This is a genomic window from Chryseomicrobium palamuruense (assembly GCF_042649045.1).
GTDB classification, from domain to species: domain Bacteria; phylum Bacillota; class Bacilli; order Bacillales_A; family Planococcaceae; genus Chryseomicrobium; species Chryseomicrobium palamuruense.
Map to the genome: position 1 here is coordinate 1 of NZ_JBHSEF010000026.1, position 25,527 is coordinate 25,527.

23 protein-coding genes, 1 riboswitch and 1 other annotated feature are annotated in these 25,527 nt (G+C 43.9%); of the genes, 14 read left to right on the forward strand and 9 right to left on the reverse strand.

The genetic code is table 11. From position 1 onward, the window contains the following. Nucleotides 1-118: 118 nt before the first annotated feature. Nucleotides 119-1,393: an ammonium transporter gene (locus tag ACFO0S_RS12375; RefSeq protein ID WP_378142407.1), complete on the reverse strand. Its 1,275-nt coding sequence runs from the start codon at nt 1,391-1,393 to the stop codon at nt 119-121. A gap of 12 nt (nt 1,394-1,405) precedes the next feature. Next, nucleotides 1,406-1,747: a P-II family nitrogen regulator gene (locus ACFO0S_RS12380; RefSeq protein ID WP_378142408.1), complete on the reverse strand. Its 342-nt coding sequence runs from the start codon at nt 1,745-1,747 to the stop codon at nt 1,406-1,408. 209 nt (nt 1,748-1,956) lie between these two features. On the opposite strand from ACFO0S_RS12380, the gene ACFO0S_RS12385 reads away from it, so the two are divergent. From ACFO0S_RS12385 to menE, 5 genes are all read left to right on the forward strand, one after another. Next, nucleotides 1,957-3,318: an isochorismate synthase gene (locus tag ACFO0S_RS12385; RefSeq protein WP_378142409.1), complete on the forward strand. Its 1,362-nt coding sequence runs from the start codon at nt 1,957-1,959 to the stop codon at nt 3,316-3,318. After that, the gene (menD, locus tag ACFO0S_RS12390) at nt 3,308-5,014 is read left to right on the forward strand and encodes a 2-succinyl-5-enolpyruvyl-6-hydroxy-3-cyclohexene-1-carboxylic-acid synthase (RefSeq protein ID WP_378142410.1); all 1,707 of its coding nucleotides are present in this window, start codon (nt 3,308-3,310) and stop codon (nt 5,012-5,014) included. The genes ACFO0S_RS12385 and menD overlap by 11 nt, the downstream gene beginning before the upstream one ends. After that, nucleotides 5,011-5,802, forward strand: a complete 792-nt coding sequence (menH, locus tag ACFO0S_RS12395; RefSeq protein ID WP_378142411.1) for a 2-succinyl-6-hydroxy-2,4-cyclohexadiene-1-carboxylate synthase — start codon at nt 5,011-5,013, stop codon at nt 5,800-5,802. The genes menD and menH overlap by 4 nt, the downstream gene beginning before the upstream one ends. Then, nucleotides 5,799-6,617: a 1,4-dihydroxy-2-naphthoyl-CoA synthase gene (gene menB, locus ACFO0S_RS12400; RefSeq protein ID WP_378142412.1), complete on the forward strand. Its 819-nt coding sequence runs from the start codon at nt 5,799-5,801 to the stop codon at nt 6,615-6,617. Before menH ends, menB begins: the two co-directional genes overlap by 4 nt. Before the next feature lie 67 nt (nt 6,618-6,684). After that, the gene (menE, locus tag ACFO0S_RS12405; RefSeq protein WP_378142413.1) at nt 6,685-8,088 is read left to right on the forward strand and encodes an o-succinylbenzoate--CoA ligase; all 1,404 of its coding nucleotides are present in this window, start codon (nt 6,685-6,687) and stop codon (nt 8,086-8,088) included. Nucleotides 8,089-8,127: 39 nt separating this feature from the next. Here menE and ACFO0S_RS12410 read toward each other — a convergent pair whose 3' ends face one another. After that, the gene (locus ACFO0S_RS12410; protein WP_378142414.1) at nt 8,128-9,156 is read right to left on the reverse strand and encodes a metal ABC transporter solute-binding protein, Zn/Mn family; all 1,029 of its coding nucleotides are present in this window, start codon (nt 9,154-9,156) and stop codon (nt 8,128-8,130) included. Nucleotides 9,157-9,262: 106 nt separating this feature from the next. Then, nucleotides 9,263-9,499 carry a membrane protein insertion efficiency factor YidD gene (yidD, locus tag ACFO0S_RS12415; protein ID WP_378142415.1) on the reverse strand — a complete coding sequence of 79 codons (237 nt, stop codon included), beginning with the start codon at nt 9,497-9,499 and terminating at the stop codon, nt 9,263-9,265. 81 nt (nt 9,500-9,580) lie between these two features. Here yidD and ACFO0S_RS12420 point away from each other — a divergent pair, with 81 nt between their 5' ends. Both ACFO0S_RS12420 and ACFO0S_RS12425 read left to right on the forward strand, forming a co-directional pair. Continuing rightward, on the forward strand, nt 9,581-10,030 hold the full coding sequence (locus ACFO0S_RS12420; protein ID WP_378142416.1) for a Dps family protein: 450 nt from the start codon (nt 9,581-9,583) through the stop codon (nt 10,028-10,030). 72 nt (nt 10,031-10,102) lie between these two features. Next, nucleotides 10,103-11,317: a prolyl oligopeptidase family serine peptidase gene (locus ACFO0S_RS12425; RefSeq protein ID WP_378142417.1), complete on the forward strand. Its 1,215-nt coding sequence runs from the start codon at nt 10,103-10,105 to the stop codon at nt 11,315-11,317. Nucleotides 11,318-11,352: 35 nt separating this feature from the next. Here the strand turns inward: ACFO0S_RS12425 and pckA are convergent, their stop codons facing one another. Next, nucleotides 11,353-12,939 carry a phosphoenolpyruvate carboxykinase (ATP) gene (gene pckA, locus ACFO0S_RS12430; protein WP_378142418.1) on the reverse strand — a complete coding sequence of 529 codons (1,587 nt, stop codon included), beginning with the start codon at nt 12,937-12,939 and terminating at the stop codon, nt 11,353-11,355. Between the two features lie 189 nt (nt 12,940-13,128). Then, nucleotides 13,129-13,251: riboswitch (SAM riboswitch) on the forward strand. 224 nt (nt 13,252-13,475) lie between these two features. Here pckA and metK point away from each other — a divergent pair. Next, on the forward strand, nt 13,476-14,672 hold the full coding sequence (gene metK / locus ACFO0S_RS12435; RefSeq protein WP_378142419.1) for a methionine adenosyltransferase: 1,197 nt from the start codon (nt 13,476-13,478) through the stop codon (nt 14,670-14,672). A 165-nt stretch (nt 14,673-14,837) separates the two neighbouring features. On the opposite strand, the gene ACFO0S_RS12440 is transcribed toward metK, so the two are convergent. Next, nucleotides 14,838-15,350, reverse strand: a complete 513-nt coding sequence (locus ACFO0S_RS12440) for a gamma carbonic anhydrase (RefSeq protein WP_378142420.1) — start codon at nt 15,348-15,350, stop codon at nt 14,838-14,840. A 73-nt stretch (nt 15,351-15,423) separates the two neighbouring features. Here ACFO0S_RS12440 and ACFO0S_RS12445 point away from each other — a divergent pair, with 73 nt between their 5' ends. Continuing rightward, nucleotides 15,424-16,212 (forward strand): alpha/beta fold hydrolase, encoded by a 789-nt coding sequence (locus tag ACFO0S_RS12445; RefSeq protein WP_378142421.1) that lies wholly within the window; start codon nt 15,424-15,426, stop codon nt 16,210-16,212. A gap of 69 nt (nt 16,213-16,281) precedes the next feature. Next, nucleotides 16,282-17,601, forward strand: a complete 1,320-nt coding sequence (locus ACFO0S_RS12450; RefSeq protein ID WP_378142422.1) for an NAD-dependent malic enzyme — start codon at nt 16,282-16,284, stop codon at nt 17,599-17,601. A 17-nt stretch (nt 17,602-17,618) separates the two neighbouring features. Here ACFO0S_RS12450 and mnmM read toward each other — a convergent pair whose 3' ends face one another. Continuing rightward, a complete protein-coding gene (gene mnmM / locus ACFO0S_RS12455; protein ID WP_378142423.1) occupies nt 17,619-18,191 on the reverse strand; it encodes a tRNA 5-(aminomethyl)-2-thiouridylate-methyltransferase MnmM in 573 nt (190 codons plus the stop codon). Between the two features lie 89 nt (nt 18,192-18,280). Between mnmM and ACFO0S_RS12460 the strand changes: the two genes are divergently transcribed. The 4 genes from ACFO0S_RS12460 (at nt 18,281) to leuS (ending at nt 23,646) form a co-directional block, all read left to right on the forward strand. Beyond that, the gene (locus ACFO0S_RS12460; protein WP_378142424.1) at nt 18,281-19,453 is read left to right on the forward strand and encodes an MDR family MFS transporter; all 1,173 of its coding nucleotides are present in this window, start codon (nt 18,281-18,283) and stop codon (nt 19,451-19,453) included. Between the two features lie 87 nt (nt 19,454-19,540). Continuing rightward, entirely contained in the window at nt 19,541-20,230 is a 690-nt protein-coding gene (locus tag ACFO0S_RS12465; protein ID WP_378142425.1) for a CoA transferase subunit A, read from the forward strand. Nucleotides 20,231-20,249: 19 nt separating this feature from the next. Next, nucleotides 20,250-20,909 (forward strand): 3-oxoacid CoA-transferase subunit B, encoded by a 660-nt coding sequence (locus ACFO0S_RS12470; RefSeq protein ID WP_378142426.1) that lies wholly within the window; start codon nt 20,250-20,252, stop codon nt 20,907-20,909. A gap of 51 nt (nt 20,910-20,960) precedes the next feature. Beyond that, nucleotides 20,961-21,175, forward strand: a binding site (T-box leader). A 56-nt stretch (nt 21,176-21,231) separates the two neighbouring features. Further along, nucleotides 21,232-23,646, forward strand: coding sequence for a leucine--tRNA ligase (gene leuS, locus ACFO0S_RS12475; protein ID WP_378142427.1), 2,415 nt, complete (start codon nt 21,232-21,234; stop codon nt 23,644-23,646). A gap of 280 nt (nt 23,647-23,926) precedes the next feature. Here the strand turns inward: leuS and ACFO0S_RS12480 are convergent, their stop codons facing one another. Together ACFO0S_RS12480 and ACFO0S_RS12485 are read right to left on the reverse strand one after the other, a co-directional pair. After that, nucleotides 23,927-24,055: a hypothetical protein gene (locus ACFO0S_RS12480; RefSeq protein WP_378142428.1), complete on the reverse strand. Its 129-nt coding sequence runs from the start codon at nt 24,053-24,055 to the stop codon at nt 23,927-23,929. 184 nt (nt 24,056-24,239) lie between these two features. Beyond that, nucleotides 24,240-25,499, reverse strand: coding sequence for a BaiN/RdsA family NAD(P)/FAD-dependent oxidoreductase (locus tag ACFO0S_RS12485; RefSeq protein ID WP_378142429.1), 1,260 nt, complete (start codon nt 25,497-25,499; stop codon nt 24,240-24,242). Nucleotides 25,500-25,527 lie beyond the last annotated feature (28 nt).

The following is a 25,527-nucleotide window of genomic DNA, read 5'->3' on the forward strand; positions in this document are numbered from 1 at the left end:
TTCAGACATGGCCAGTAAAAGCGCCTTATAGGCGCAGAGCAAACCACCAGTTCTACTGGTGGTTATGATTTCTTTTTAATAAAGAAAACCTCTACCAAAATGGGTAGAGGTGGTTTCTTTAACTGATTGTTTTTCCTAATTCAGTGAGACGTTGTGCGAATGGTTCACTGCGATCAAATGCACCGCCGAAAGATTCTTTGACTTCGTAAGCACTCGTTCCGTGCTCTACATAATCCAGACCTGTTACTTCTTCTTCGCTTGTTACACGTATGCCCATTGTCCACTTCATCCCTAATACAACAATGGATGAAGAAGCGGCAACCCATACAATAACGGATACCACACCAATTGCCTGGATTCCAAGTAAACTGGCACTTCCCGTTGTGAAGAGACCGCTTGATGTTTCAAATAGCCCCACTGCCAGAGTTCCCCAAACACCAACTACTCCATGAACTGTAATAGCTCCTACTGGATCATCAACTCGTAGCTTTGCATCCAAAATGCGAATACTCTCGGTCATAATGATTCCCGCAAAAAATCCAATGACAATGGCTGCTGGAAGGGATACATTTGCTGCACCTGCTGTAATTCCTACAAGACCACTTAAAGCGCCATTCAATGTAAGCGAGGCATCAATTTGCTTATAACGTAGTTTGGTATATAAAGCAGTAGATAAGACACCGGCAGAAGCTGCAAGTAGTGTATTCGTAATAATCGATGGCACAACAGCTGGATCTGCTGCAAGTGTGCTAGCCCCATTAAAACCAAACCATCCTAACCAGAGAATAAAGACACCTAGTGCTCCAAGAGGGATGCTATGACCAGGTAAGACATTCACTTTTTTACCGTTGTATTTGCCAATGCGCGGCCCAAGGATCGAGGCAGCAACCAATGCGGCAACGGCACCAGTTAAGTGAACAACAGTCGACCCTGCAAAATCAATGAACCCAAGCTCAGCTAGCCAGCCTCCTGACCAAATCCAGTGACCTACGATTGGGTAAATGATTGCGACCATGGCGATGGTCAAAATAAAATAGGCCGAGAGTTTCATCCGTTCCGCTACGGCACCAGAAATGATTGTTGCACATGTTGCTGCAAAAACTGCCTGGAAGACAAAGAATGCAATGTCATCGACGCCAGATAGAACAAAACCACTAAATCCAATGACACCCCCAACAGAACTCCCAAACATAAAGCCATAACCCACTACAAAATAGAGAATAGAAGCAATTGACACCGTGATGATATTTTTCATTAAAATATTCACTGTATTCTTCGATCGAGTAAACCCAGACTCTACCATGGCGAATCCGGCATGCATAAAGAAAACAAGTACAGTTCCTAGCATAATCCATAACATATTAATCGATGATTCCAAAAGTTCAACTGTCATGTCAATTCCTCCTTAGCGCACAGCAATCGCGCCTTTCTCTTTTGTCCGAATTCGTATCGCTTGTTCCACAGGGTAAATAAATATCTTCCCATCACCGACTTGTCCAGTTGATGCGTAGTCGAGTAATAGTTCAATCAGTGTTTCGACTTCATGATCATCGACCACCATCTCCAGTTTTAGTTTGGTGTGAAATTGCATTTCATATTTGTTCCCTCGAAAAAGCCCAGTTCGACCTTCTTGGTTACCGATACCAGCGATTTCACTCACACTAAACCCATCTATACCGTGAAGGGCGAGGGCTTGTCGAACATCTGCAAATACATTTGGACGAATGATTGCTTCTATCTTCTTCATAATGCCACCTCCAATGTTATAATAACTAACATCATAATGCGTATAATCTGAAAAATCAAGGATTATTTTTTACTATATGTCAGAAAACATTACATTGTGTGTAGAATAATCTTTTAAAATGTCAATTCTTAAGTTAAATGTGTGCGAGGAATGGAGGAAAGGAGTAAAATGGAGGTAGTGTGTAACGGAAAAGACACGGAGGTTTTACTATGTCAGAATTAGTTGGTTCCAAGCAAGGAACTTTACACTTATATACAGAAACAATTGAATGCGAAGGGATTTCTCCACTTGCCCTATATGAGGCGGGGGAAAAACTATATAAAGGTCAACGCTTCTTTTGGCAAAATCGAGAAAAGACACGAACGATTGTTGGAATAGGTCATGCGCGCATTATTCGAGCGGAAGGAAGCCGCCGTGTGGACGATGTTCGTGAAGAATGGAATGAACTGAAAAACAACATCATAAAAGAACAAGCAGACCAGGCACCTATTCTTTTTGGAGGCTTCTCGTTTGATGAAACAGGCGTGAGTAGTGAAGAGTGGGATGCATTTTCTCCTGGTTTATTCGTTGTCCCTGTTTTTCAGTTAGAGATTGTGAATGAATCATCACAACTATCCATCAACTGCGTCACACCTCAAATCGACTACTCAAAACGCTTTGATCACTTACGTAAAGAACGCGATCGCCTGCTACACATCGCCCAAGTGCAAGAACGACCGTTATTTGAAAAACCGGTGGTCATCGAGAAAATAGAACGCAATGTACCTGAGTATTTGCAAGCTGTTCGATCGGTAAAAAGAAATATCACGCAAGGGCGTGTAGATAAAGTTGTGATTTCAAGATCCATCGAATTGGATTTTGAGGATACAGTGTCGTCTGGTTCCGCTCTTTATTATGCACTTCAAGAGCAACCAGAAAGTTATACGTTTGTTTTTGAAAATGAAAGTGACACGTTTTTTGGTGCAACGCCAGAGCGACTGATTCGAAAAGAGGCAGGTAAAATCTTTTCGGCGGGTGTCGCCGGGTCCGTCCGAAGGGGGAAAGACCTTGGTGAAGACCAGCGCTTAGGTCAGGCACTTTTATCTGATGAAAAGAATCGTGAGGAACACGCTTATGTAGTATCGATGATCCAAGAAGTGATTTCTCCTTTATGTACGTCATTGGAAGTGCCAAAGCATCCAAAATTACTTAAAATACGGGATATTCAACATCTCTTTACACCGATTCATGGGGAGGCGAACGCTTCTGCTGATTTACTCTCATTTGTCAGTGCATTACATCCCACTCCAGCGCTAGGTGGAACGCCTCGGAAAGAGGCTGTAGAATTAATTCGCGAACTGGAACAGATGGACCGTGGGTATTACGCAGCGCCTATTGGTTTTGTAGATGCAGACGACAATGGAGAATTTGTCGTAGGTATTCGTTCCGCGCTTTTAAAAGGTGGAAAAGCACTTCTGTATGCTGGAGGAGGCATCGTTTCTGAGTCCGATCCACTTGCTGAACTGGAAGAGACGAATGTGAAATTCCGCCCGATGCTTCGTGTATTAGGAGGACATCGCCATGAATTATAAGGAACAGTTAACTCACTATGTCCGGTCACTTTTATCTGGACTCAAAGATTATGGTGTCGAAGAGGTGGTTATCAGTCCTGGTTCTCGGTCCACGCCACTTGCGTATGGGTTTGTCTCCGACGAAGACTTCAAACACTCCATCCAAGTAGATGAAAGATCGGCCGCATTTTTTGCACTAGGTATAGCAAAAGCTTCTGAAAAGCCAGTTGCATTATTATGTACGTCCGGTTCTGCTGCTGCAAATTATTTTCCGGCACTTGTAGAAGCTTATTATGCTAGAGTCCCACTGATTGTACTGACGGCTGACCGACCACATGAACTTCGACAAGTCGGTGCTCCTCAGACGATTGACCAAGTGAAGCTTTATGGGGATCATGTCAAATGGTTCTTTGATTTTCCAGTGGCAGATGGTCATGAGGCGACCGCGCCGTTTGTCTATCACCAAGCATCACGAGGTATTCAATCTTCCATGACCCATCCTCGTGGACCGGTGCACTTTAATATCCCGTTTCGAGAACCATTGATGATTGATTTTGCACAAAAGGTACCTGGGAAAAAACCGAGAACCTATTTAAATGTCCAGTCCCACCTTGATATTCAAGCGGTAAAAAACCTTAAAGACATCGTAGAAAGCTCGAAAAAAGGGATTGTTGTAGCTGGAGAAATTTTAGTGAGTGAAAAACACCAGGTTGAGTCGTTCTTAGCGAATCTTGGATGGCCAGTGCTTGCAGATCCTTTATCAAATCTACGATCAACAGAACATCCGGAACTGCAATCCTTGATTATCGAAAATTATGATGCCATTTTAAAAAATGACACACTCTATCCACCTCTAAGTCCGGACACAGTCATTCGAATCGGCGCACAGCCCGTATCGAAGTTTCTAGGTATATTTTTGCAACATGTGAAGCCGTCGAACTTTCTTATCGTGGATGAGCATCCGAACTTCCGCGACGCACTTGGTTTAGCAACTCAACATTTGTCAGTCCTTCCAAGCGCTTTACATCACTTATCTGTCACGAAAAAAGGGCATGATACACTTACGCTTTGGAATGACTTGAATCGTTTAGCGCGAGAAGAAGTAGCTCATTATATTGGGAATGAAGTAGAAGAAGGGGCTTATGTGGGGACACTCATTCAATCCCTTCCGGAAGAGAGTGTATTATTTACAAGTAGCAGTATGCCGATCCGTGATGTAGATACATTCTATTCGCTTACGAGTAAGAACCAGACGGTTTACGCAAATCGTGGGACGAATGGGATTGATGGGGTGGTTTCCACCGCTCTTGGCGTTCAAAAAGCACTTCAAAAACATGTCTATCTCCTGATTGGAGACCTTGCGATGTTGCATGATTCGAATGGACTCCTTCTCAGCCGTTACCAACATCTCGACGCGACCATTGTGATAGTCAATAATGATGGCGGGGGTATCTTCTCGTATCTACCACAATCACAAGAAGAAGTGTATTTCGAGAAGCTCTTTGGCACTTCTTCCGGACTGACATTCGAGAAACTTGCAGAATTGTACCAGCTATCTTATACGTTGATTGATTCAAAAGAGCAGCTTGCAAAACTAGTAAGTGAACCATTTAAGGGACTGCGAATCTTAGAAGTGACAACGAACCGCCAATTAAATACCAAGCGGCACAGAGTTCTTTGGCAGCGTATCAAAGAAGGTGGAGAGAAGCTTTTATGACATTTCGTTATTTAGAATGGAATCCTAAAGGAAAACATACTGCCGTCCTATTACATGGTTTTACAGGTAGTGACCATTCTTTTGACATGGTCATTCCCTATCTTTCAGAAGACATTCGTGTCATTGTACCGTTACTCCCGGGGCATGGGAGTGTTTCTTATCCATTAGCAAATTTTGCAATGGATACACAGGTCGATTGGCTTCATCAGTGTTTTAAACAACTTGGGCTAAAACGATTTACTCTCATTGGCTACTCCATGGGAGGGCGTCTCGCACTCGGCTATTCGCTCGAATATCCGGTAGAAAAACTGTTGCTTACAAGTAGTTCGCCTGGCATTGAGGACGAACAAGCAAGAGAAGAACGGGCACAGGCGGATGCGAACCTTGCCACGCGAATCGTAGAAGTGGGAATCGACGCGTTTGTAGACTACTGGGAAGAGATTCCGTTATTTGCTTCTCAAAAAAAGCTCCCTACTGAAGTACAAGAAACCGTTCGAAGAGAACGTGAATCACATGAGGCGATTCCTCTCGCTCAGAGTTTACGAGAGTTCAGCACAGGGAAGATGCCAAACTACTGGCCGATGCTAGGAGAGTATTCAAATTCTGTGAAACTTGTAGTCGGAGAACTCGATCAGAAGTTCGTTCAGATCAATAAAGTTATGCAAACTAAATTTCCTCACGCATCCTTAACGATTGTTGAGCAAGTGGGCCATGCGATACATGTGGAAAATCCAAAAATGTTTGCTACAATAATAGAGGAGTACATATTGAAGGAGGAAAATTCATGACAAGAGAGTGGAAAACACTTCATGAATATGAAGATATTAAATATGAATTTTATAATGGTATAGCGAAAGTAACCATTAACCGTCCGGAAGTGCGCAATGCATTCCGCCCAAAAACGGTCATGGAAATGATTGATGCGTTTTCACGTGCACGTGATGACAAGAATGTAGGCGTGATTGTACTGACAGGAGAAGGCGAAAAAGCATTCTGTTCAGGTGGTGACCAATCTGTTCGTGGACACGGTGGATATGTTGGCGACGATGAAATCCCGCGTCTAAATGTACTTGACTTGCAGCGTTTGATTCGTGTCATCCCGAAACCTGTTGTCGCAATGGTTGCCGGTTATGCAATTGGTGGTGGCCATGTACTTCACGTGGTGTGTGACTTGACCATTGCAGCTGACAACGCTCGTTTCGGTCAAACTGGACCGACTGTAGGTTCATTTGATGCTGGGTACGGTTCAGGCTATTTAGCGCGTATCATTGGTCATAAGAAAGCACGTGAAATTTGGTATTTATGCCGTCAATACGATGCGCAGCAAGCGTTAGACATGGGGCTTGTGAACACTGTAGTTCCTTATGAGCAACTGGAAGATGAGACGGTTCAGTGGTGTGAGGAGATGCTATCAAAATCACCAACCGCTCTACGTTTCTTGAAAGCCGCAATGAATGCAGATACAGATGGACTTGCTGGTCTTCAACAATTTGCAGGAGATGCGACACTTCTTTACTATACAACGGATGAAGCTAAAGAAGGCCGTGATGCGTTCAAAGAAAAACGCAAGCCGGACTTTGGTCAATTCCCACGTTTCCCTTGATTGATGGAAAAGCTGTCCTATTGGACGGCTTTTTTTCTACGTAGTGAAAGAGAGAAGGTGTTTCAAAGTGTATCCGAATTTACTGAAAAAACGTGTCTCACTGACTCCTACGCGTCTTGCTCTATCAACTGAGTCTCGTTCCTATACGTGGCAGCAAGTGATGAGTCGGGTTCATGAGCTCGCTGGAAAACTTCCCTTTGAATCCGGGAGTCGCGTCGGCATTTGGGCGAAAAATAGTGAAGACGTCTATTTTTGGAGTCTTGCGTTGATGTGGAGAGATTGTGAAATTGTCTTTTTCAATGAACGTTTATCGGAAAAAGAATGGGCCTACCAAGAAAAAGATGCGAGTGTCTCTCTCGTCTTGGTCGATGATAAAAGAAGATTTACCAATTGCCCCCCAAATATCGTTACGTTTGAGGAAGTCGCTGACCATGAAGTAGCCCCCTATTCTTCAACTGACATGTGGGAACCAGACCGAACGATTTCCATCATGTATACATCTGGAACAACAGGAAAACCAAAAGGAGTCCGTCAAACACTTGAAAATCATATGACCAGTGCCCTTGGAGCCGCTCTCACGTCGGGAGTCTTGCCGGAAGATAAATGGCTATGTATGGTGCCTCTGTTTCATATCAGTGGATTCTCCATGATTATGCGCTCGTTAGTTTACGGATCCGCTCTAGAGCTCCATGAGCGTTTCGATGCAGAAGTAGCTGTAGAAGCGATTTGCAATAGAGGCGTCACGCATTTCTCCGTCGTCACCACGATGCTTGGAAATCTATTAGATGTCATTGAAAGAGACGACAGAGCGATTCCATCTTCATTTCGGGTCTTGTTGGCAGGAGGAGGACCTGTTCCAAAAACGTATCTTCTCCGTGCGCAGGCTCATCAACTTCCAGTTTTACAGACATACGGTATGACGGAAACGTCTAGCCAGACATGTACGCTTATGCCAGAAGATGCACTTGAGAAGCTGGGATCTGTAGGCAAACCTTTGTTCTTTGCAGACATTCGAATCGATGGTGAAGCGGAAGGTGAGATTTGGATTAAAGGGGCTCATGTCACCCCTGGATATATCGGAGATTTTCGAGAAAAGAATCCATTAACGGAAGACGGCTGGTTTCGAACAGGTGATATTGGACGGCTGGATGCTGATGGGTATCTCTATGTCCTAGACCGCCGATCTGATTTGATTGTTTCAGGAGGGGAAAATGTATACCCTGCTGAAATTGAACAAGTGCTCATGAACCATCCTCATGTGAAAGAGGCCGGAGTCGTAGGGATGGAAGATACAAAGTGGGGACAAGTACCAGTTGCTTATGTAGTGATGGAGCCGCAAGACGAGGAGTCACTGCGCCAGCTTTCGAAGGAAACGCTAGCGAAGTTCAAACAACCGGTTATCTATCATTTTGTTGCATCACTACCACGCAACGCATCGAATAAATTAGTGCGACGAGAATTGAAGCCATAAAAAACGTGCACTGGATATCTTTCCAGTGCACGTTTTCATTCATTGCAATGCTGTTCGTAGGGCTTCTAAATTTTGTTCCATCAACGTAAAATAGGTTTCTTCATTATCAACGTTCTCTTGCGTCAATACACCTAAGTTGTGAAGTTGGAGTGTTTCTGCCCCAACTTCTGAGCGAATAATTTCCGTAAGTTTCGACGATACATTTTGTTCGGTTAAGATGTACGCGATTTGTTGCTCACGGGCTTGATCAACCAAAGAAGCTAGTTCTTTTTGAGATGGCTCATCTTGTGAGTTAAGTCCAGCCACAGCTACTTGGTTGAGATTGTATGCGTCTGCCCAATACCCAAATGCAGCGTGCGAGACAAAGAAAGTATCTCGGTTCGCTTGCTCAGCCATTTCTTTGAAAGAAGCGTCGAGTGCAAGAAGTTCAGCCTTTAACTCGTTGAAGTTTGCTTCAAATGTAGCTTGTTCTCCTGGTGCAGCCTCGCTTAACTTTTTCTCAATGGCACGAGCGATTTCAATGCTGATGGCAGGTGAAATCCAAATGTGTGGATCCAGTTCTCCGTGGTCATGACCTTCATGTCCGTCCTCTTCATTAGCATGTTCTTCTTCCTCATGTGCATGCTCGTCTTCACTATGTGCGTTTTCCTCTTCTTCTCCGTGATTGTGCGGATCTCTAGCAATGAGGTGTTCATCCGAAATCGCATCTGCCAATTTGACGATTTCTACAGACTGGTTCGCTAATGTGTTTTCAGCACTTGAGAAGAATCCCTCCAACCCTAACCCAATAGAGAAGAGGTAGTCTGCGTCCGCCATTTCCATCATGTCTTTTTGAGTTGGTTCAAATGTATGTTCATCAGATCCAGGCGGATAAATGGAAGAAACAGAAACCGCTTCACCACCGATGCGTTCTGTGAAATATTCGATCGGATACACCGTTGTATAGATTGATAAACTATCTGTATCTGTTGAATCCGCGGCAGGTGAAGTCGTTTGTTCCTCTGTGTTGTTGCATGCAGCCAGTAGTAATGCAGAAGCAGCTAAAAATGCGGGTAATTTGAATTTCATAAGTTCCTCCTAAATAGGAATTATTCCGTTTTATAAATTTGACTTTCTTATCATACTTCGAAGCAGAAAAAAATGCAACAAAAAAAGCCACTTAGATTAAAGTAGCTTACTTATTGCTTCTCTTTTGCCATTCATCCGGAACAGGGTCAATCCCACCTTCGTGAAATGGATGACATTTCGATATTCGGCGAATCGTTAGATATAATCCTTTCATAGCCCCGTGTTTCTCTAAAGCTTCGATGCCATAGTGAGAACAAGTTGGGTAAAACCGGCAACTTGGTGGTGTGAGAGGAGAAATGGCCTTTTGGTAGATGCGAAACAGACCGATAAAAATTTGTTTCATAAATGTCACCTCGATACGTTTAGTTTACTTCAGAAATTGGGAACAATATAGTATACCGACTTAGAAAAGGAGATGTTTTTTATGTCAGCAGCTTTAAACAAAGAATTAAATAATCAAGTAGCTACCTGGTCTGTGATGTATACGAAATTACATAACTACCATTGGTATGTGAAAGGTCCAGCATTCTTCACACTACATGCTAAGTTTGAGGAACTATATAACGAAGCGACTTTGCATATGGATGAAATTGCCGAGCGATTACTTACTTTAGGTGGTAAACCAACCGCTACGTTAAAAGAACATTTAGAGCTTTCCGTTGTTAAAGAAGCAACCGGCAAAGAATCCACAGAACAAATGGTGGAAACGGTCGTCAAAGATTTTGATACGATTATGAAATCTTTGAAAAAAGGAATGGAAGAAGCAGCAAAAGATGAAGATGATATGACAGAGGATCTGTTAAATGCAATCTATCAGAGCATTGAAAAGCACCAATGGATGCTCAATGCATTCTTAGGTGATACAAACAAATAAGTTTAGTGGCGTGTACTTTATAGTACACGTTTTTTGTTATACTTTGAACGAAGAGAAAGGGAGGAGACCATGATGCAATTTCAAGATGGTAGGGGCATACCTGTGACTCTCTCCTTTAAGGAACATTCATTTGCAGAATCGGCAACACATATTCTCGTCATCGTTCGTAAAAGACATCAGTTTTTATTGACGGAGCACCAGGAGCGAGGATTTGAATTTCCCGGTGGCAAAGTAGAAGCAGACGAGATGCCAGAGGAAGCAGCGTTCCGTGAAGTGTACGAAGAGACCGGTGTGGAAATTTCCGATCTTCAGTTCTTTGCAGAATATCGTGTAGAAACTGAGACGCCATTTGTAAAACGTGTTTTTTTAGCAAAGTATTTAGATGAAAGACCTTTTCATGCAGAGCATGAAACAAAAGGTCGTGTCTGGCGAACTATTCGGGAGATTGAACATCAGCCAAATAAAAGCTTCTATATGACGGACGCAGGCATGGAGACAATGGTAAGTAAGTTAAAGCAACTGTTTCCCGAAGTGCACAAACACCGAATACCAAGTCCTCATCCGGACGTGAAACTGGAAGAAGTGAGTTATTATTCTGGTCCTTTCATCGTCAAAGGGTGGCTTGCGAGCCCTCGAGAAGAGTCGAATCGTTCGATTGTTTATTTACGCGGTGGAATCAATCAGATTGGAAAAGTACGCGCGGCTCGAATAGCTCAAATCGCAAGCCAAGGTTTTGTGGTGTTTGCTCCTCATTATAGAGGTTCATTCGGAGGAGAAGGGAAAGATGAATTTGTCGGGGAGGATCGACAAGATGCATACGCAGCAGTGGATTATCTCAAGACTCTAGGAATGAAATCCATTCATCTTTTTGCCTTTAGTCGTGGAGGAATTATGGCTTTATGGACGGCTGTCAAACGGCCAGAAGTGACATCTCTCGTTACATGGGGTGGTGTATCCTCCATTTATTTGACGTATAAGGAACGTGTTGATATGCGACGAATGATGAAGCGTATCTATGGGGGGAGTCCAAATACCGCCAAAGAAGCGTTTGAAGCACGTGATGTGCTCACACAGCTTCATCAGATTTCGTGTCCCGTACGGATTATTCATGGGGAATTAGATACCAATGTGGGATTTGAACACGCTACTCTCTTAGAGGAAGGGCTAAAACGAGAGGGGAAACAGGTAGAGACACAATATTTACAAAAGCATCATCACTTTGTTCCAGATCCGCTCAATCGACAAATTGTTCGAGAAGCCCTTGAATGGATGAAAAGACAAGAATAAAAAACCGTTCAGCGTTTGCTGAACGGTTTTTTGAATTAGATGATTGGGCCACCTTTAGAAAGAATGTCCTCAGATACATTGTTGAATTTTTTGAAGTTTTCACGGAAGCTGTCTGCAAGTTCTTTTGCTTTCTTATCATATGCTTCTTTGTCAGCCCATGCATTACGTGGATTCAATACTTCGCTCGGTACTCCTGGTACTTCTAAAGGAATGGCTACACCAAATACAGAACCTTGTTCTGTTTCAACGTTTTCCAGTTTTCCATCGATTGCTGCACGCACCATTGCACGTGTGTAGGATAGTTTCATACGTGAACCGACTCCATACTCTCCGCCTGTCCAGCCTGTATTGACTAGGTAGACGTTCGCACCGTGCTCATCAATTTTCTTTCCTAACATCTCTGCATAAACCGTTGCAGGAAGGGGAAGGAATGGAGAACCGAAGCAAGTTGAGAAGACAGGTTGTGGACTTGTAATGCCACGCTCAGTTCCCGCAAGTTTCGAAGTGAATCCACTTAGGAAGTGGTACATTGCTTGTTCTTTCGTTAATTTAGAGATTGGAGGTAATACGCCAAACGCATCCGCTGTTAAGAAGACGATTGTTTTTGGTTGCCCTGCTACAGAAGGAACCATAATGTTTTCGATGTAATCGATTGGATAGGCAGCACGCGTATTTTCTGTCAATGAATCGTCTGCGTAATCAGCTTCACGAGTTTCTGCATTTACCACTACATTTTCCAATACTGTTCCAAACTTGATGGCTTCATAGATTTCAGGTTCATTCGCATGTGTTAAGTTGATTGTTTTTGCGTAGCATCCGCCTTCCATATTGAAGACGCCTGTGTCAGACCAACCATGCTCATCGTCACCAATCAGCTTACGACCCTTGTCTGCAGATAACGTCGTTTTTCCTGTTCCAGAAAGGCCAAAGAACAAGGCTACGTCGCCGTCCTCTCCAACGTTTGCTGAACAATGCATTGGAAGAATCCCTTGTTCAGGTAGCAAGTAGTTCATGATACCAAAAATAGATTTCTTCATCTCACCCGCATATTCCGTTCCACCGATTAACACGATACGCTCTTCCATCGACACCATGATGAAGGTCTCTGAATTCGTACCATCGACAGTAGGATCTGCTTTGAAAGTTGGTGCACTCACAATCGTAAATTGTGCTTCGTGTGAAGCAAGCTCCTCTTTAGTCGGGCGAATGAAGAGTTGATGAGCAAAAAGATTATGCCATGCATATTCGTTAATCACTTGGATTGGAAGACGGGAGTCTTTATCCGCACCAGCAAATCCTTTAAATACGAATAACGCTTCTTTTTCTTGTAAGTATGCGGTTACTTTTTTATATAGGTTCGTAAATATGTCTTTTGAGATTGGACGGTTCACTGAACCCCAATCAATTTTGTCGCGAGAAATATCTTCATCGACCATATATTTATCTTCAGGAGAACGACCTGTGTATTTTCCTGTTTCCGCACGTAAAGCTCCAGTAGACGTCAACATGCCTTCTCCGCGTGAAGTTGCCTGTTCGACGAGCTCAGCTACAGAAAGTTGAGTGTGGACGTTGGCTCCACTTAATAAAGACTGGATTGCGCTTTTCGTATCGATTGATTGCATAGGGTAAGTACCATCCTTAAATAGATTTTCCGAAGCTACGGAATGCTAATATGTGAATTAGTATAACACATTAACCCAAATAGTCTACACTAATGACCCTGGGTCAATGACTTTTTTTGTGCAGCTTTTCACACAGTTTTTCGTTGACTTTCGACAAAGGAATGCGTATGATGAAAAATTGAACGGATACTCTTATCCCGAGCTGGTGGAGGGGTCAGGCCCTATGAAACCCGGCAACCTCAATAAGATAGAAAGCAACACTTATTGAAAGGTGCCCAACCTGAGACAGGGGATTTCCCTGATTGATAAGAGTGAAAGGTGCAAAGAAATCATCCTTTCCTCACGATGAGCGAAAGGATTTTATTATTTATGGACGCCTTCAACCATGTGCCAACCATTGTAGAAACGACTTTCATAGACGTTTTTGCATCTAAAATTCCAAAACAGCTTCAAGTATTTTAGGCTTGCCATGGGGAATGAGTACCGGTTCAATTCACGGAAGCAATTCCGCAGGATCAAGAAGGAGGAAATATATCATGACTCAACGTCGATTATTCACTTCGGAATCAGTAACAGAAGGCCATCCGGATAAAATCTGTGATCAAATCTCAGATGCTATCCTAGACGCAATCTTGGCTGAAGACCCGAATGCACGCGTCGCGTGTGAAACTACTGTCACAACAGGTCTTGTACTTGTCGCAGGAGAAATTACAACATCTGCTTATGTAGATATTCAAAAAACCGTTCGCGAAACGGTACGTGAAATTGGGTATACGCGTGCAAAGTTTGGTTTTGACGCAGATACATCGGCTGTCCTAACAGCAATCGATGAGCAATCTGTAGACATCGCAGCAGGAGTGGATCGTGCACTTGAAGCACGTGAAGGTTCTATGACGGATGCCGATATTGAAGCAATTGGTGCCGGAGACCAAGGTCTAATGTTCGGATTTGCATGTAATGAAACAGAAGAATTAATGCCACTTCCTATCAGCTTGGCACATAAATTGTCTCGTCGTCTATCGGAAGTACGTAAAAACGATACACTTGAGTACTTACGTCCTGACGGAAAGACACAAGTAACGGTTGAATACGATGAGAACGGCAAACCAGTTCGCGTGGATACCATCGTTATTTCCACACAACACGCACCAGAAGTGACACTTGAACAAATCCAATCAGACTTGAAAGAACACGTCATTAACGCTGTTGTTCCTGCTGAATGGATTGATGACAACACGAAATACTTCATCAACCCAACTGGCCGCTTCGTAATTGGTGGACCACAAGGAGATGCAGGTCTAACGGGACGCAAAATCATCGTCGATACGTACGGTGGATATGCGCGTCACGGTGGCGGTGCCTTCTCTGGTAAGGACGCAACGAAAGTTGACCGTTCGGCTGCTTACGCTGCGCGTTATGTAGCGAAGAATATCGTCGCGGCAGGCCTTGCGGATAAAGTGGAAGTCCAACTTGCATACGCAATTGGTGTAGCTCAACCGGTATCGATCTCTGTGGATACATTTGGGACGGGCAAAGCACTTGAAGCGGACATGGTTACTTGGATTCGTGAATTGTTTGATTTACGTCCAGCTGGCATCATCAAGATGCTTGACCTTCGCCGTCCAATCTACAAACAAACGGCTGCTTATGGTCACTTCGGTCGTACAGACATCGATGTACCATGGGAAAAAACAGACAAAGCTGCTGAGCTAAAAGTGAAAGCAGGCCTATAAGATAGATGAAGCCCACTCGAATTTGCTTCGAGTGGGCTTTGTTTTGCTTAAGATTATACTTATGCCACATCTAGTGTGGAAATGACTGTATGGCTAGTGCATCTAAATTCAGTAATAATTGGATACTGCCCAAAATCAGTAGTGAATAAAGCACATTCACGAGTGTTACTTCTGTAATCCCTTATAATACTGCCCCTTCTCATAATACTCTCGCACAATCCGCTCCATATCCTTGCGGTCTTCATCATTGATTTCACGTACAACTTTCGCTGGACGCCCATACGCCATCATACCAGGAGGAATCACTTTACCCTGAGGAACGAGGCTGCCAGCCCCAATAAATGCGCCTTCCCCGATTACTGCACCATCTAAAATAATCGAGCCCATTCCAATCAAGGCACCTTTCCGGATGGTACAGCTATGTAAAGTTACTTGATGGCCAACCGTCACTTCATCTTCAATCACGAGCGGGAACTGAGGACTTTGATGCAAACAACAGAGGTCTTGGATATTCACTTTTTTTCCTATACGAGTAGCGTTCACATCTCCCCGAATGATGGTATTAAAAAAGACAGCGGAACCTTCGCCAATTTCGACGTCCCCCGTAATGGTTGTAAAATCTGCGACAAATACAGAATCGTGGATTTTTGGAGTTTTTTCACCGAATGGATAGATCATAACAGACTTCCTTTCTCATCCCTTGCTATACTAGTAGAATAAGTGTAGCAGAATACGAAAGGAGAGGGTAGCCATGTGGATATGGGAAGCCGCACACCAACCTAAAGCCGTCGTCGTACTCGTCCATAGTGTCTTTGAACATCACAGACGGTATGCATGGCTGATTGAGACTTTCCGAGAAAATAATTTTCACGTGGTCATGGGAGACTTACCTGGTCACGGAGAAAATACGAAGCTCAAAACGATGCACAATGAATCCATTGGTGAATATGATTTGTACATCGAACGAGCCATTGAGTACGCTTCGAAAATGGAGTTACCCATCTTTCTGGCCGGCCATGGGTTTGGGGCGACTACCATTCTTTATTATATGAGAAAACCGAGAGAGTCCATAGCGGGTATCTTGTTGACCAGTCCTTGGCTTGAATTGCACCATACACCATCTAAGTGGACGAATCGCTTAGCGAAGTTAACTATTTCTCAAAAACTGCATTATAAGATTCCAACCGAAATGTATGTCAGTCAACCTGAACTAGTTGAAGAATATAAGACGGATGAATTAGTCCATGATGTGGTTACGACGGACTGGTATAGCGCATTGACAGAGCGGATGAAGCAGATGGCACAGTCATCAAGTGAGTGGTCAACACCCGTTTGGCTGCAGGTGGCTGGTCAAGATGAATTGATCTCTGTGAAAGCCGTCAGGGCATGGGTGAATCAACAACGTATGAAAACTCTGCATTATTCTGAATGGGCAGGTATGAAACATGACCTTCATCAGGAACCCGACCGAGAATTCTTGGCGAAAAGCGCGATTGATTTTATGCATTTAATGGTTTTGCGAATCGGTTATATGTTGTGATGTCAGACCTTTAGTTCTTTGGTGGTATATGATATACTCTTAAAATTGAAAACATGAAGGAGACAAAGCATGCGTCATTTAATTCGTAATATTATAGTAGAAACCCCATCAAAACCTGGAAATTTAGGGCTTGTTACATCAGCCATTGGAGCGGCAGAAGGCGACATAGGTGATATTAAGACCATTAAGAGTGGTCCACTTTCCACTGTTCGTGACATATCTGTGACCTGTAAAGATGAGGTCCATCTCCAGCAAGTCGTGCAGAACATTGAAACGATTGGAAATGGTATTAGTATTCATGCGGTGACGGATGATGTGTTGAAAGCCCATGAAGGTGGAAAAATTGCGATGAAGAGCACATTAGACGTACGCTCTTTAGGAGATCTTCAGCGTGTCTACACACCAGGAGTAGCAAGTGTATGTTTAGAGATTGAAAAAGATCCAGAACAAGCAAAATACTTCACTTCAATTGGGAAATCAGTCGCCATTGTTACTGACGGGACGGCGATTCTTGGACTTGGGAATATTGGTTCTGTTGCGGGCATGCCTGTCATGGAGGGAAAAGCCGTCTTACTTGATCACTTTGTAGGACTAAGTGGCATTCCGATTCTCCTTGATACAAGTGATCCAGACGAAGTTGTCGAGACGATTAAGCATATTTACCAAGGATTCGGAGCCATCTTATTAGAAGACATTGGTTCTCCTCACTGCTTTGAAATCGAAGAACGGTTGAAGGCGGAGTTACCGATTCCTGTGATGCACGACGATCAACACGGAACAGCTGTCGTGACACTGGCTGCCGTACTGAATGCTTGTAAAGCAACAGGTGTAGATCCGACGAAAGCAGTAGTTGGTCAAATTGGACTTGGGGCAGCCGGTTTAGCCATTGTCCGTATGCTTCTTGCTTACGGTGTCAAAGATGTGTTTGGCATCGACCGTCAACCGGATGCGATGGAACGCTTGCATAAATACGGTGGAAAATCGAAAGACTCCCTCGAAGACATGATGGCAGAATGTGATATCATCATTGCGACTACAGGAGTGGAAGGGTTGATTAAACCGGAGATGGTGCGAGAAGGTCAAATTATTTTGGCGCTGTCGAATCCGAATCCAGAAATTCTTCCTACAGAAGCAATTAAAGCCGGGGCGGCTTTTGCAGCAGATGGTCGCTCTGTCAATAATGTCGTTGGATTCCCTGGTATTTTCCGCGGAGCCCTAGATGCAGAAGCGAAAGAAATCACGTATCCGATGTTAATTGCCGCAGCGGAAGCGATTGTGAATCACACGCGTAAAGGGGAATTGATTCCTACGCCACTGGATCCTGCACTTCACCTAGTGGTTTCTCGTGCGGTAGAAGAAGCAGCGACGCTTGAAAAGAAGAATGTTTAATATGAAAACAACCCATTCTAGCGAACGGGTTGTTTTTTCTTTTCTATAACAACAAGCTCCGGGGGAGAGTTTTGTTGATTTAAAAAAGCTGTATGAAGAACTTGGAATTGTTCCTGTGGCAAATCAGCAACCTGTTGTAAAACCCTTTCTCTTTCACGCTTTCCACTTTCATGCCCATGATAAAGGACAATAACGGTTCGTCCGCCTGGTAAGAGAAGATTGAGTGTCCCCAGGATGGCTGTCCACGTTGAGTCACTTGTGGTGGTAATGCTGCGATCGGCACCTGGAAGATAGCCTAAATTGAACATTGCTGCTCGAATGGGCAGAGTTACAACTGTTGATAAATCCGCATGACTCCCATGGTAGAGTGTGACTTGATGAATCGCCTGTTCTCGCACAAGTCGTTCACGTGTCGCATCAATAGCGGCTGCTTGGATATCAAAGGCGGTGACTTTGCCATTTTTCCCCACCAGTCTAGCAAGAAATAAGGTATCATGCCCGTTTCCAGCTGTGGCATCCACTACGTGATCTTCCGGCAATACAATCTCTTTCATATAGCTTTTCGCTTGGTTTAGAGCATTTTGAAGCATATATTCGCATCCTTTCAATTTCTAGTTTATCATCTTGTTGGAAGTCAGAGAAAGGACTACAATGAGTGGAGTGAATGGAGATGTGAACAATGCCGAAATCGGTGTGGCTTTTGGTCATCGGAATGCTGATTAATGTAACGGGAAACTCATTACTTTGGCCTTTAAATACAATTTATATGAATGAATACTTAGGGAAATCGTTATCTGTAGCAGGTCTCGTGTTGATGGGAAACGCTGCTGCTGGGATAGTTGGAAACCTTTTAGGTGGCTGGATGTTTGATAAAGTGGGTGGCTATAAGGCAATTATGCTTGGTATCACTATCACACTTGTGGCGCTTATCGGACTTAATTTTTGGCATGGCTGGCCGCATTATGTATGGTTTATGATTCTCATTGGTCTTGGCGGCGGAATAGTATTTCCGAGCATGTATGCCCTTGTCGGAACTACATGGCCAGAAGGAGGACGAAAAGGATTTAATGCGATTTATCTTGCTGTGAATGTCGGCGTTGCACTTGGACCTGCAGCTGCAGGAATTATTGCCAGTTACTCCTTTGACTATTTATTTACGGCCAATATGTTGATGTATATACCGTTTTTCTTTTTAGCACTTGTTGCTTACAAAGGCTATGATCGTCGCGCAGTAGCTTCTACAAATGTTGTGCAAGAAAGCAGTCGAATCGATCGGAAAGCACCTTTTTATGCCCTCTTGTTAATATCCGGAGCATATCTTTTGGCGTGGGTCGGTTATGTGCAGTGGCAAACAACGATATCTACTTATACGCAAGAGATTGGTATTAGTCTGAAACAATATAGTCTTCTATGGACAATTAACGGAGCGATGATTGTACTTGCGCAACCACTTATCGCCCCTCTTGTGAAACGACTCGAAAACCGAATCAAACTCCAGATGGTCGTCGGCCTTGTTATTATGTTTAGCTCGTTCATTGTGGTGGCGTTTGCTGAAGAGTTCTCCATGTTCGTCGTTTCTATGGTCATATTGACACTAGGTGAAATGTTCGTCTGGCCAGCCGTACCTACAATTGCCAATCAACTCGCTCCGGAGGGAAAAATCGGCTTTTATCAAGGGATTGTAAATAGTACCGCAACAATTGGTCGAATGATTGGCCCTCTTGCAGGGGGGATTCTTGCAGATGTCTACGGAATGAGTTTTATGTTGCTTTTCATTACTTTGTTTGTGGGAGCTGCTATTATCCCAGCCCTCCTATATGACCGTCCGCTTCGTCAAGAATCTTCTGATTAGTCGAACAGTTAGGTTGCGGACGTAGGTGTTATTCTGCTTTAATTAAATATGAAAGCGTTTTTACATACGATAGGGAGGATTTACAACATGAAGCCAATCTATTCTTCTGCAGAAGAAGCAGTCAGCCAAATTCAAGATGGAGCTACATTAATGGTAGGTGGTTTTGGTCTTGTCGGTATTCCGGAGCAACTGATTATCGCCTTGGTCAATAAAGGTGTAAAAGATTTAACCGTCATCTCTAACAACTGTGGAGTCGATGAATGGGGGCTTGGATTATTACTTAAGAACAAACAAATAAAAAAGATGATCGGCTCTTATGTCGGTGAAAACAAAGAATTTGAACGCCAAGTGTTATCTGGTGAGATTGAAGTCGAATTAACGCCACAAGGAACGCTTGCAGAAAAATGCCGTGCAGGTGGTGCAGGGATTCCTGCGTTCTTCACGCCTGCTGGAGTGGGTACTACTGTAGCTGAAGGCAAAGAAGTGCGTGAATTTAACGGTAAGGAATACGTTCTAGAAGAAGCGTTAACTGCTGATTTTGCGCTCGTACGTGCAGCGAAAGCGGATAAATTCGGGAACCTCATTTATAACAAGACAGCGCAAAACTTTAATCCAATGATGGCTGCAGCTGGAAAAATTACGATTGCGGAAGTAGAGGAAATCGTTGAAACAGGTGATCTCGACCCAGCGATGATTCATACACCAAGCGTGTATGTCCAAGGTCTTTTCCAAGCGAACCAAGAAAAACGGATTGAACGTATGACGACGCGGGATTAATTAAAAGGAGGAATCAACGATGACACTTTCAACACGTGAGTTTATTGCGAAACGCGCAGAGATGGAAATCGAAGACGGAAACTACGTTAACTTAGGAATTGGAATTCCTACACTTGTTGCAAACTTTATTTCACCTAATAAGACAGTGGTACTCCAATCTGAAAATGGTCTACTTGGAATTGGACCATACCCGACAAAAGATCAGGTTGACCCGGATTTGATCAATGCCGGTAAAGAGACGGTCACAACGATTCCAGGTTCGGCATTTTTCACGAGCGCAGAGTCTTTTGCCATGATCCGCGGAGGCCATATTGATGTTGCGATATTAGGCGGCATGGAAGTTTCTGAAAAAGGAGATCTAGCGAACTGGATGATTCCTGGAAAGATGATAAAAGGGATGGGCGGTGCGATGGACCTTGTTCATGGCGCGAAAAAAATCATTGTCATCATGGATCACGTGGCAAAGGACGGATCACCGAAGATTAAGAAAGAGTGCTCGTTACCACTGACAGGTAAAGGCGTCGTTAACATGATCATCACAGACCGTGCTGTAATTGAAGTGACAGAAAACGGTCTAATTCTGAAAGAAGTTTTTGAAGGGCATACTATCCAAAGTGTGGTCGAAGCGACAGAAGCAAGCTTGACTATAGACGATGTAAAAGAGAATGTCTCTTTTTAATTGAGGAGTTCTCTTGAACTTCTATGAAAAGTTCGCTACAATACAATCAATAACATGACAGTGAGAAGGACTAGTAAGAACGCGACGATTCCAAAGAGAGCTGGTGGGTGGTGCAAACCAGTGAACGTGCATTCTGAACTCCCCTTTGAGTCAAACAGACGAACATTGAGTAGTCTGTTTCGTATTCCGCGTTAAGGAATCAAGTTGAGCAGAATTCTGCTAATTTGGGTGGTACCGCGTGAGACTAAATGACTCTCGTCCCTTTTTCAAGGGACGAGTTTTTTTATTGTCTGAAATGCGCCACCGACAAGGAGGAAATAGCATGAGTTTTCCGCATCAGGAAATCGAAAAGAAGTGGCAACAATTTTGGGACGATCATAAAACGTTCCAAACAGTGAATGACAACGAAAAAGAAAAATTCTACGCACTCGATATGTTCCCCTACCCATCAGGTGCCGGCTTACACGTAGGTCACCCGGAAGGCTACACAGCAACGGATATCTTAAGTCGTATGAAACGTATGCAAGGGTATAATGTGCTTCATCCAATGGGCTGGGATGCATTTGGCCTACCGGCAGAACAATACGCGTTAGATACAGGTAATGATCCAGCGGAATTCACAGCACAGAACGTGGCGACATTTAAGCGTCAGATGAAAGAACTTGGCTTTTCTTATGATTGGGATCGTGAGGTGAACACGACCGACCCGAACTACTACAAGTGGACGCAATGGATTTTTATCCAACTATACAATAAAGGACTTGCTTATGTAGATGAAGTGGCAGTGAACTGGTGTCCAGCTCTTGGAACCGTCCTTGCAAATGAGGAAATTGTCGATGGTGTTTCTGAACGTGGCGGTCACCCAGTAGAACGTCGTCCGATGCGCCAATGGGTGCTACGCATTACCGAATTCGCAGAACGTCTACTTGATGATTTAGAAGAGCTTGACTGGCCGGAAAGCATCAAAGATATGCAGCGTAATTGGATTGGAAAATCAAAAGGGGCAGAAGTCGAATTCGCCATTGATGGAACAGACAAAGCGTTCCGTGCCTTTACGACCCGTCCAGATACTTTGTTTGGTGCAACCTATGCCGTTCTTGCGCCTGAACATGCGCTTGTTTCAGAAATCACCACTTCGGAGCAAAAAGAAGCAGTCGAAGCGTATTTGGACAAAGTGAAATTGAAGAGCGACTTAGAACGTACGGACCTTGCGAAGGAAAAAACAGGTGTTTTCACAGGAGCTTATGCAGTCAATCCTGTGTCAAATGAGAAGATGCCAATCTGGATTGCGGATTACGTGTTAGCTTCGTATGGTACTGGAGCGATTATGGCGGTTCCAGCTCATGATGAGCGTGATTATGAATTCGCCAAAACGTTTAATTTGCCAATCAAAGAAGTAGTGGCGGGCGGAGATGTTTCAAAAGAAGCGTACGTCGGTGACGGCGAGCACGTGAACTCTGATTTCTTGAACGGTCTTGGCAAAGAGGAAGCCATCGGGAAAATGATTGACTGGTTAGCAGATAAAGGCGTAGGCGAGAAGAAAATCACGTACCGTTTGCGCGATTGGTTATTTAGCCGTCAACGTTACTGGGGAGAGCCTATTCCAATCATCCACTGGGAAGACGGTACGATGACAACGGTTCCAGAAAGTGATCTTCCTCTTGAACTACCTAAGACTACTGATATCAAACCAAGTGGAACTGGAGAGTCACCTCTTGCCAATATCGAAGAATGGGTCAACGTCGTTCATCCGGAAACGGGTATGAAGGGTCGCCGTGAAACCAATACGATGCCTCAGTGGGCAGGAAGCTGTTGGTATTACATTCGCTATATTGATCCAGATAATGCAGATGCCATCGCGGATCCAGAACTGTTGAAGCGCTGGTTACCTGTGGATATCTACATCGGTGGTGTCGAACACGCGGTTCTTCACTTACTGTATGCTCGTTTCTGGCACAAAGTATTGTTCGATATTGGTGTGGTTCACACAAAAGAGCCGTTCCAAAAGCTATTCAACCAAGGAATGATATTGGGTGAAGGTAACGAGAAGATGTCGAAGTCGAAAGGAAATGTCGTAAATCCTGATGACATCGTACGTTCTCATGGTGCGGATACACTCCGTATGTATGAAATGTTTATGGGGCCACTTGAAGCAGCCGTGACATGGTCAACCAATGGGTTAGATGGATCTCGTCGTTTCTTAGATCGTATCTGGCGTTTGATGATGACGGAAGAAGGAACGCTTGCTAGTAAAGTTCAAGATTCTTCTGACACAACACTTGAGAAGGTCTACCACCAGACAGTGAAGAAAGTAACGGAAGACTACGAAGGTATTCGTTTCAACACGGCAATTTCGCAATTAATGGTGTTTATCAACGAATGTTACAAAGCAGACGTTGTGCCAACACACTACGCAGAAGGTTTCGTAAAAATGCTTTCACCAATTGCACCACACGTTGCGGAAGAGCTATGGCAGCATCTTGGTCATAACGAGTCCATCACATATGCAGAGTGGCCAACGTATGATGAAAGCAAATTAGTGGATGATGAAGTCGAAATTCCAGTTCAGATTAATGGAAAACTTCGTGCGAAACTTGTCATCTCTAAAGATGCCACGCGTGAGGAAATGGAGTCACTCGCTCTATCAAACGAAGTCGTGAAGGAATGGACGGATGGCAAAGAAGTCCGTAAAGTCATTGCAATTCCAGGTAAAATGGTAAATATCGTTGTTGGATAAATAATAGCCGCTTCCTTTAGAGGGAGCGGCTTTTTCAAAGGACAAAATAAGTAGATGATTACTATGAAACCTGTGTTCATAGCATTTTTGCACGTGCGGACCAATGGAGGCTTCGATCCATACCAAATGCATGGTTGATTGATACCAAACGCACCCTTTAATGATACCAACTTGCTCGTATTCCTCTCAGTAAAAATTTGATTGAACCCAAAGAGGGCTCTAACCGAACCAAACAGGTCTTTTAATGATACCAATTATTTTAAAAGCTCCTCTTTTTATCTCAAATCATTTTGTTACCCACTTCTTCGATGAAAACAGGGCTGATTCTAAGAATCAGCCCTGTTCTTATGAGGTAGGTGGAATCGAGTTTGGCAGCCTTGAAATCCATGCCAAATGCCATCGCGGCCATTGAGGCAAAAGGCGCCTCCCTGTCCACGCTGTCATTTGACAGAATTTCAGTGCGAGCCTGCTACACATCTAGAGAAATCGAGTTTCGCCACCTAGAAACACACTCCAAAATCATTTGCACCCATTGAGGCAAAGACCGCCTCATTGGGCACACCTGATTTTCTCGGAGTTTCTGGAGCAGGTGGCTACACATCTAGTTTTGCAGCACTCATCCCCGCAACCCTTCCCGTAACTAGAGCAGCTGTGATGTTGTAGCCGCCTGTGTAGCCATGGATATCAAGAACTTCGCCGCAGAAAAAGAGACCATGCTTTTTCTTTGAAGCCATCGTCTTTGGCTCGATTTCTTTGATGGAGACACCACCACCTGTAACGTACGCTTTTTCAAGAGGCTGCGTTCCGTCTACACGCATGGAGAAAGATTTCAATAAAGTCGAAAAGGTACGTACTTTATCAGCGGACAGTTGTTCACCACGCATATCTTCGTCAATTTCGGCCCGCTTCAGTAAAAACAGCAACCAGCGTTCAGGAACTAACCCTTTCAACGAATTCTTCACAGCTTTCTTTGGTTCTTCTTTTAAAATGCCATATACGTGCTGGAACGTTTCTTCTCCGTTCAAATCAGGAAGGGAATCAATTCGGAGTTCCACGGGTTTGCCACCATTTTTCTTGCGTTCTTTGACGACAAATTGGCTACAGCGCAATATCGCGGGACCACTGACGCCAAAGTGTGTGAAGAGCATATCCATCTGATGCGTCACCAATGTCTTGCCTTTCGTATTGTGTACAGTAACTGCGACATCCCGTAACGCGAGTCCTTGCAACTCCTTTGAACGGATAAATGGTTCTGAAGAGAGCACAGGCACTTCTGTGGGGAACAGTTCCGTCACGGTATGCCCTGCTTTTTCCGCCCAAGGGTAGCCATCACCTGTAGATCCTGTTTGGGGCACAGCTTTTCCGCCTACCGCAATGATGACGGCCTTTGACAAGATTTCTGTGCCATCTTCTAAGCGAACACCGAGGACTTTATCATCATCCATTAGCAGCTTGGAAACTTTTGTCTGGAGACGAACGTCAACATGCCAACGTTTCATTTCATTGATCAATGCATTGACGACATCCATAGCTTTATTGGACACCGGAAACATGCGACCGTGGTCTTCTTCTTTAAGTGGGACACCCAGTCCTTCGAAGAAAGAAATAATGTCTTCGTTATTAAATACGGAGAAAGGGGAGTAGAGAAAACGACCATTTCCAGGAATATGTTTGACTATTTCTTCTTGTGGCAGTCGGTTGGTTACGTTACAGCGCCCTCCGCCGGAAATCGCAAGCTTTTTTCCGAGCTTCGTACCCTTTTCAATGAGTACAACCTTTTTTTGTTCTGCTCCTGCTGCACAAGCAGCCATCAGACCAGAAGGGCCACCGCCAATAACGATTACATCAAACATACATCATTCACAATCCTTTTTTCTTTTA

Bases quoted from the DNA above. Each gene is read 5' to 3' on its own strand.
- ACFO0S_RS12450 (WP_378142422.1), top strand. From the start codon at position 16,282: ATGCGTCATTTAATTCGTAATATTATAGTAGAAACCCCATCAAAACCT.
- ACFO0S_RS12480 (WP_378142428.1), bottom strand. From the start codon at position 24,055: ATGGCCGCGATGGCATTTGGCATGGATTTCAAGGCTGCCAAACTCGAT.
- ACFO0S_RS12425 (WP_378142417.1), top strand. From the start codon at position 10,103: ATGCAATTTCAAGATGGTAGGGGCATACCTGTGACTCTCTCCTTTAAG.
- leuS (WP_378142427.1), top strand. From the start codon at position 21,232: ATGAGTTTTCCGCATCAGGAAATCGAAAAGAAGTGGCAACAATTTTGG.
- menD (WP_378142410.1), top strand. From the start codon at position 3,308: ATGAATTATAAGGAACAGTTAACTCACTATGTCCGGTCACTTTTATCT.
- ACFO0S_RS12470 (WP_378142426.1), top strand. From the start codon at position 20,250: ATGACACTTTCAACACGTGAGTTTATTGCGAAACGCGCAGAGATGGAA.
- menB (WP_378142412.1), top strand. From the start codon at position 5,799: ATGACAAGAGAGTGGAAAACACTTCATGAATATGAAGATATTAAATAT.
- ACFO0S_RS12460 (WP_378142424.1), top strand. From the start codon at position 18,281: ATGCCGAAATCGGTGTGGCTTTTGGTCATCGGAATGCTGATTAATGTA.
- ACFO0S_RS12410 (WP_378142414.1), bottom strand. From the start codon at position 9,156: ATGAAATTCAAATTACCCGCATTTTTAGCTGCTTCTGCATTACTACTG.
- menH (WP_378142411.1), top strand. From the start codon at position 5,011: ATGACATTTCGTTATTTAGAATGGAATCCTAAAGGAAAACATACTGCC.
- metK (WP_378142419.1), top strand. From the start codon at position 13,476: ATGACTCAACGTCGATTATTCACTTCGGAATCAGTAACAGAAGGCCAT.
- ACFO0S_RS12440 (WP_378142420.1), bottom strand. From the start codon at position 15,350: ATGATCTATCCATTCGGTGAAAAAACTCCAAAAATCCACGATTCTGTA.
- ACFO0S_RS12445 (WP_378142421.1), top strand. From the start codon at position 15,424: ATGTGGATATGGGAAGCCGCACACCAACCTAAAGCCGTCGTCGTACTC.
- ACFO0S_RS12380 (WP_378142408.1), bottom strand. From the start codon at position 1,747: ATGAAGAAGATAGAAGCAATCATTCGTCCAAATGTATTTGCAGATGTT.
- ACFO0S_RS12385 (WP_378142409.1), top strand. From the start codon at position 1,957: ATGTCAGAATTAGTTGGTTCCAAGCAAGGAACTTTACACTTATATACA.
- ACFO0S_RS12375 (WP_378142407.1), bottom strand. From the start codon at position 1,393: ATGACAGTTGAACTTTTGGAATCATCGATTAATATGTTATGGATTATG.
- pckA (WP_378142418.1), bottom strand. From the start codon at position 12,939: ATGCAATCAATCGATACGAAAAGCGCAATCCAGTCTTTATTAAGTGGA.
- ACFO0S_RS12420 (WP_378142416.1), top strand. From the start codon at position 9,581: ATGTCAGCAGCTTTAAACAAAGAATTAAATAATCAAGTAGCTACCTGG.
- ACFO0S_RS12485 (WP_378142429.1), bottom strand. From the start codon at position 25,499: ATGTTTGATGTAATCGTTATTGGCGGTGGCCCTTCTGGTCTGATGGCT.
- yidD (WP_378142415.1), bottom strand. From the start codon at position 9,499: ATGAAACAAATTTTTATCGGTCTGTTTCGCATCTACCAAAAGGCCATT.
- mnmM (WP_378142423.1), bottom strand. From the start codon at position 18,191: ATGCTTCAAAATGCTCTAAACCAAGCGAAAAGCTATATGAAAGAGATT.
- ACFO0S_RS12465 (WP_378142425.1), top strand. From the start codon at position 19,541: ATGAAGCCAATCTATTCTTCTGCAGAAGAAGCAGTCAGCCAAATTCAA.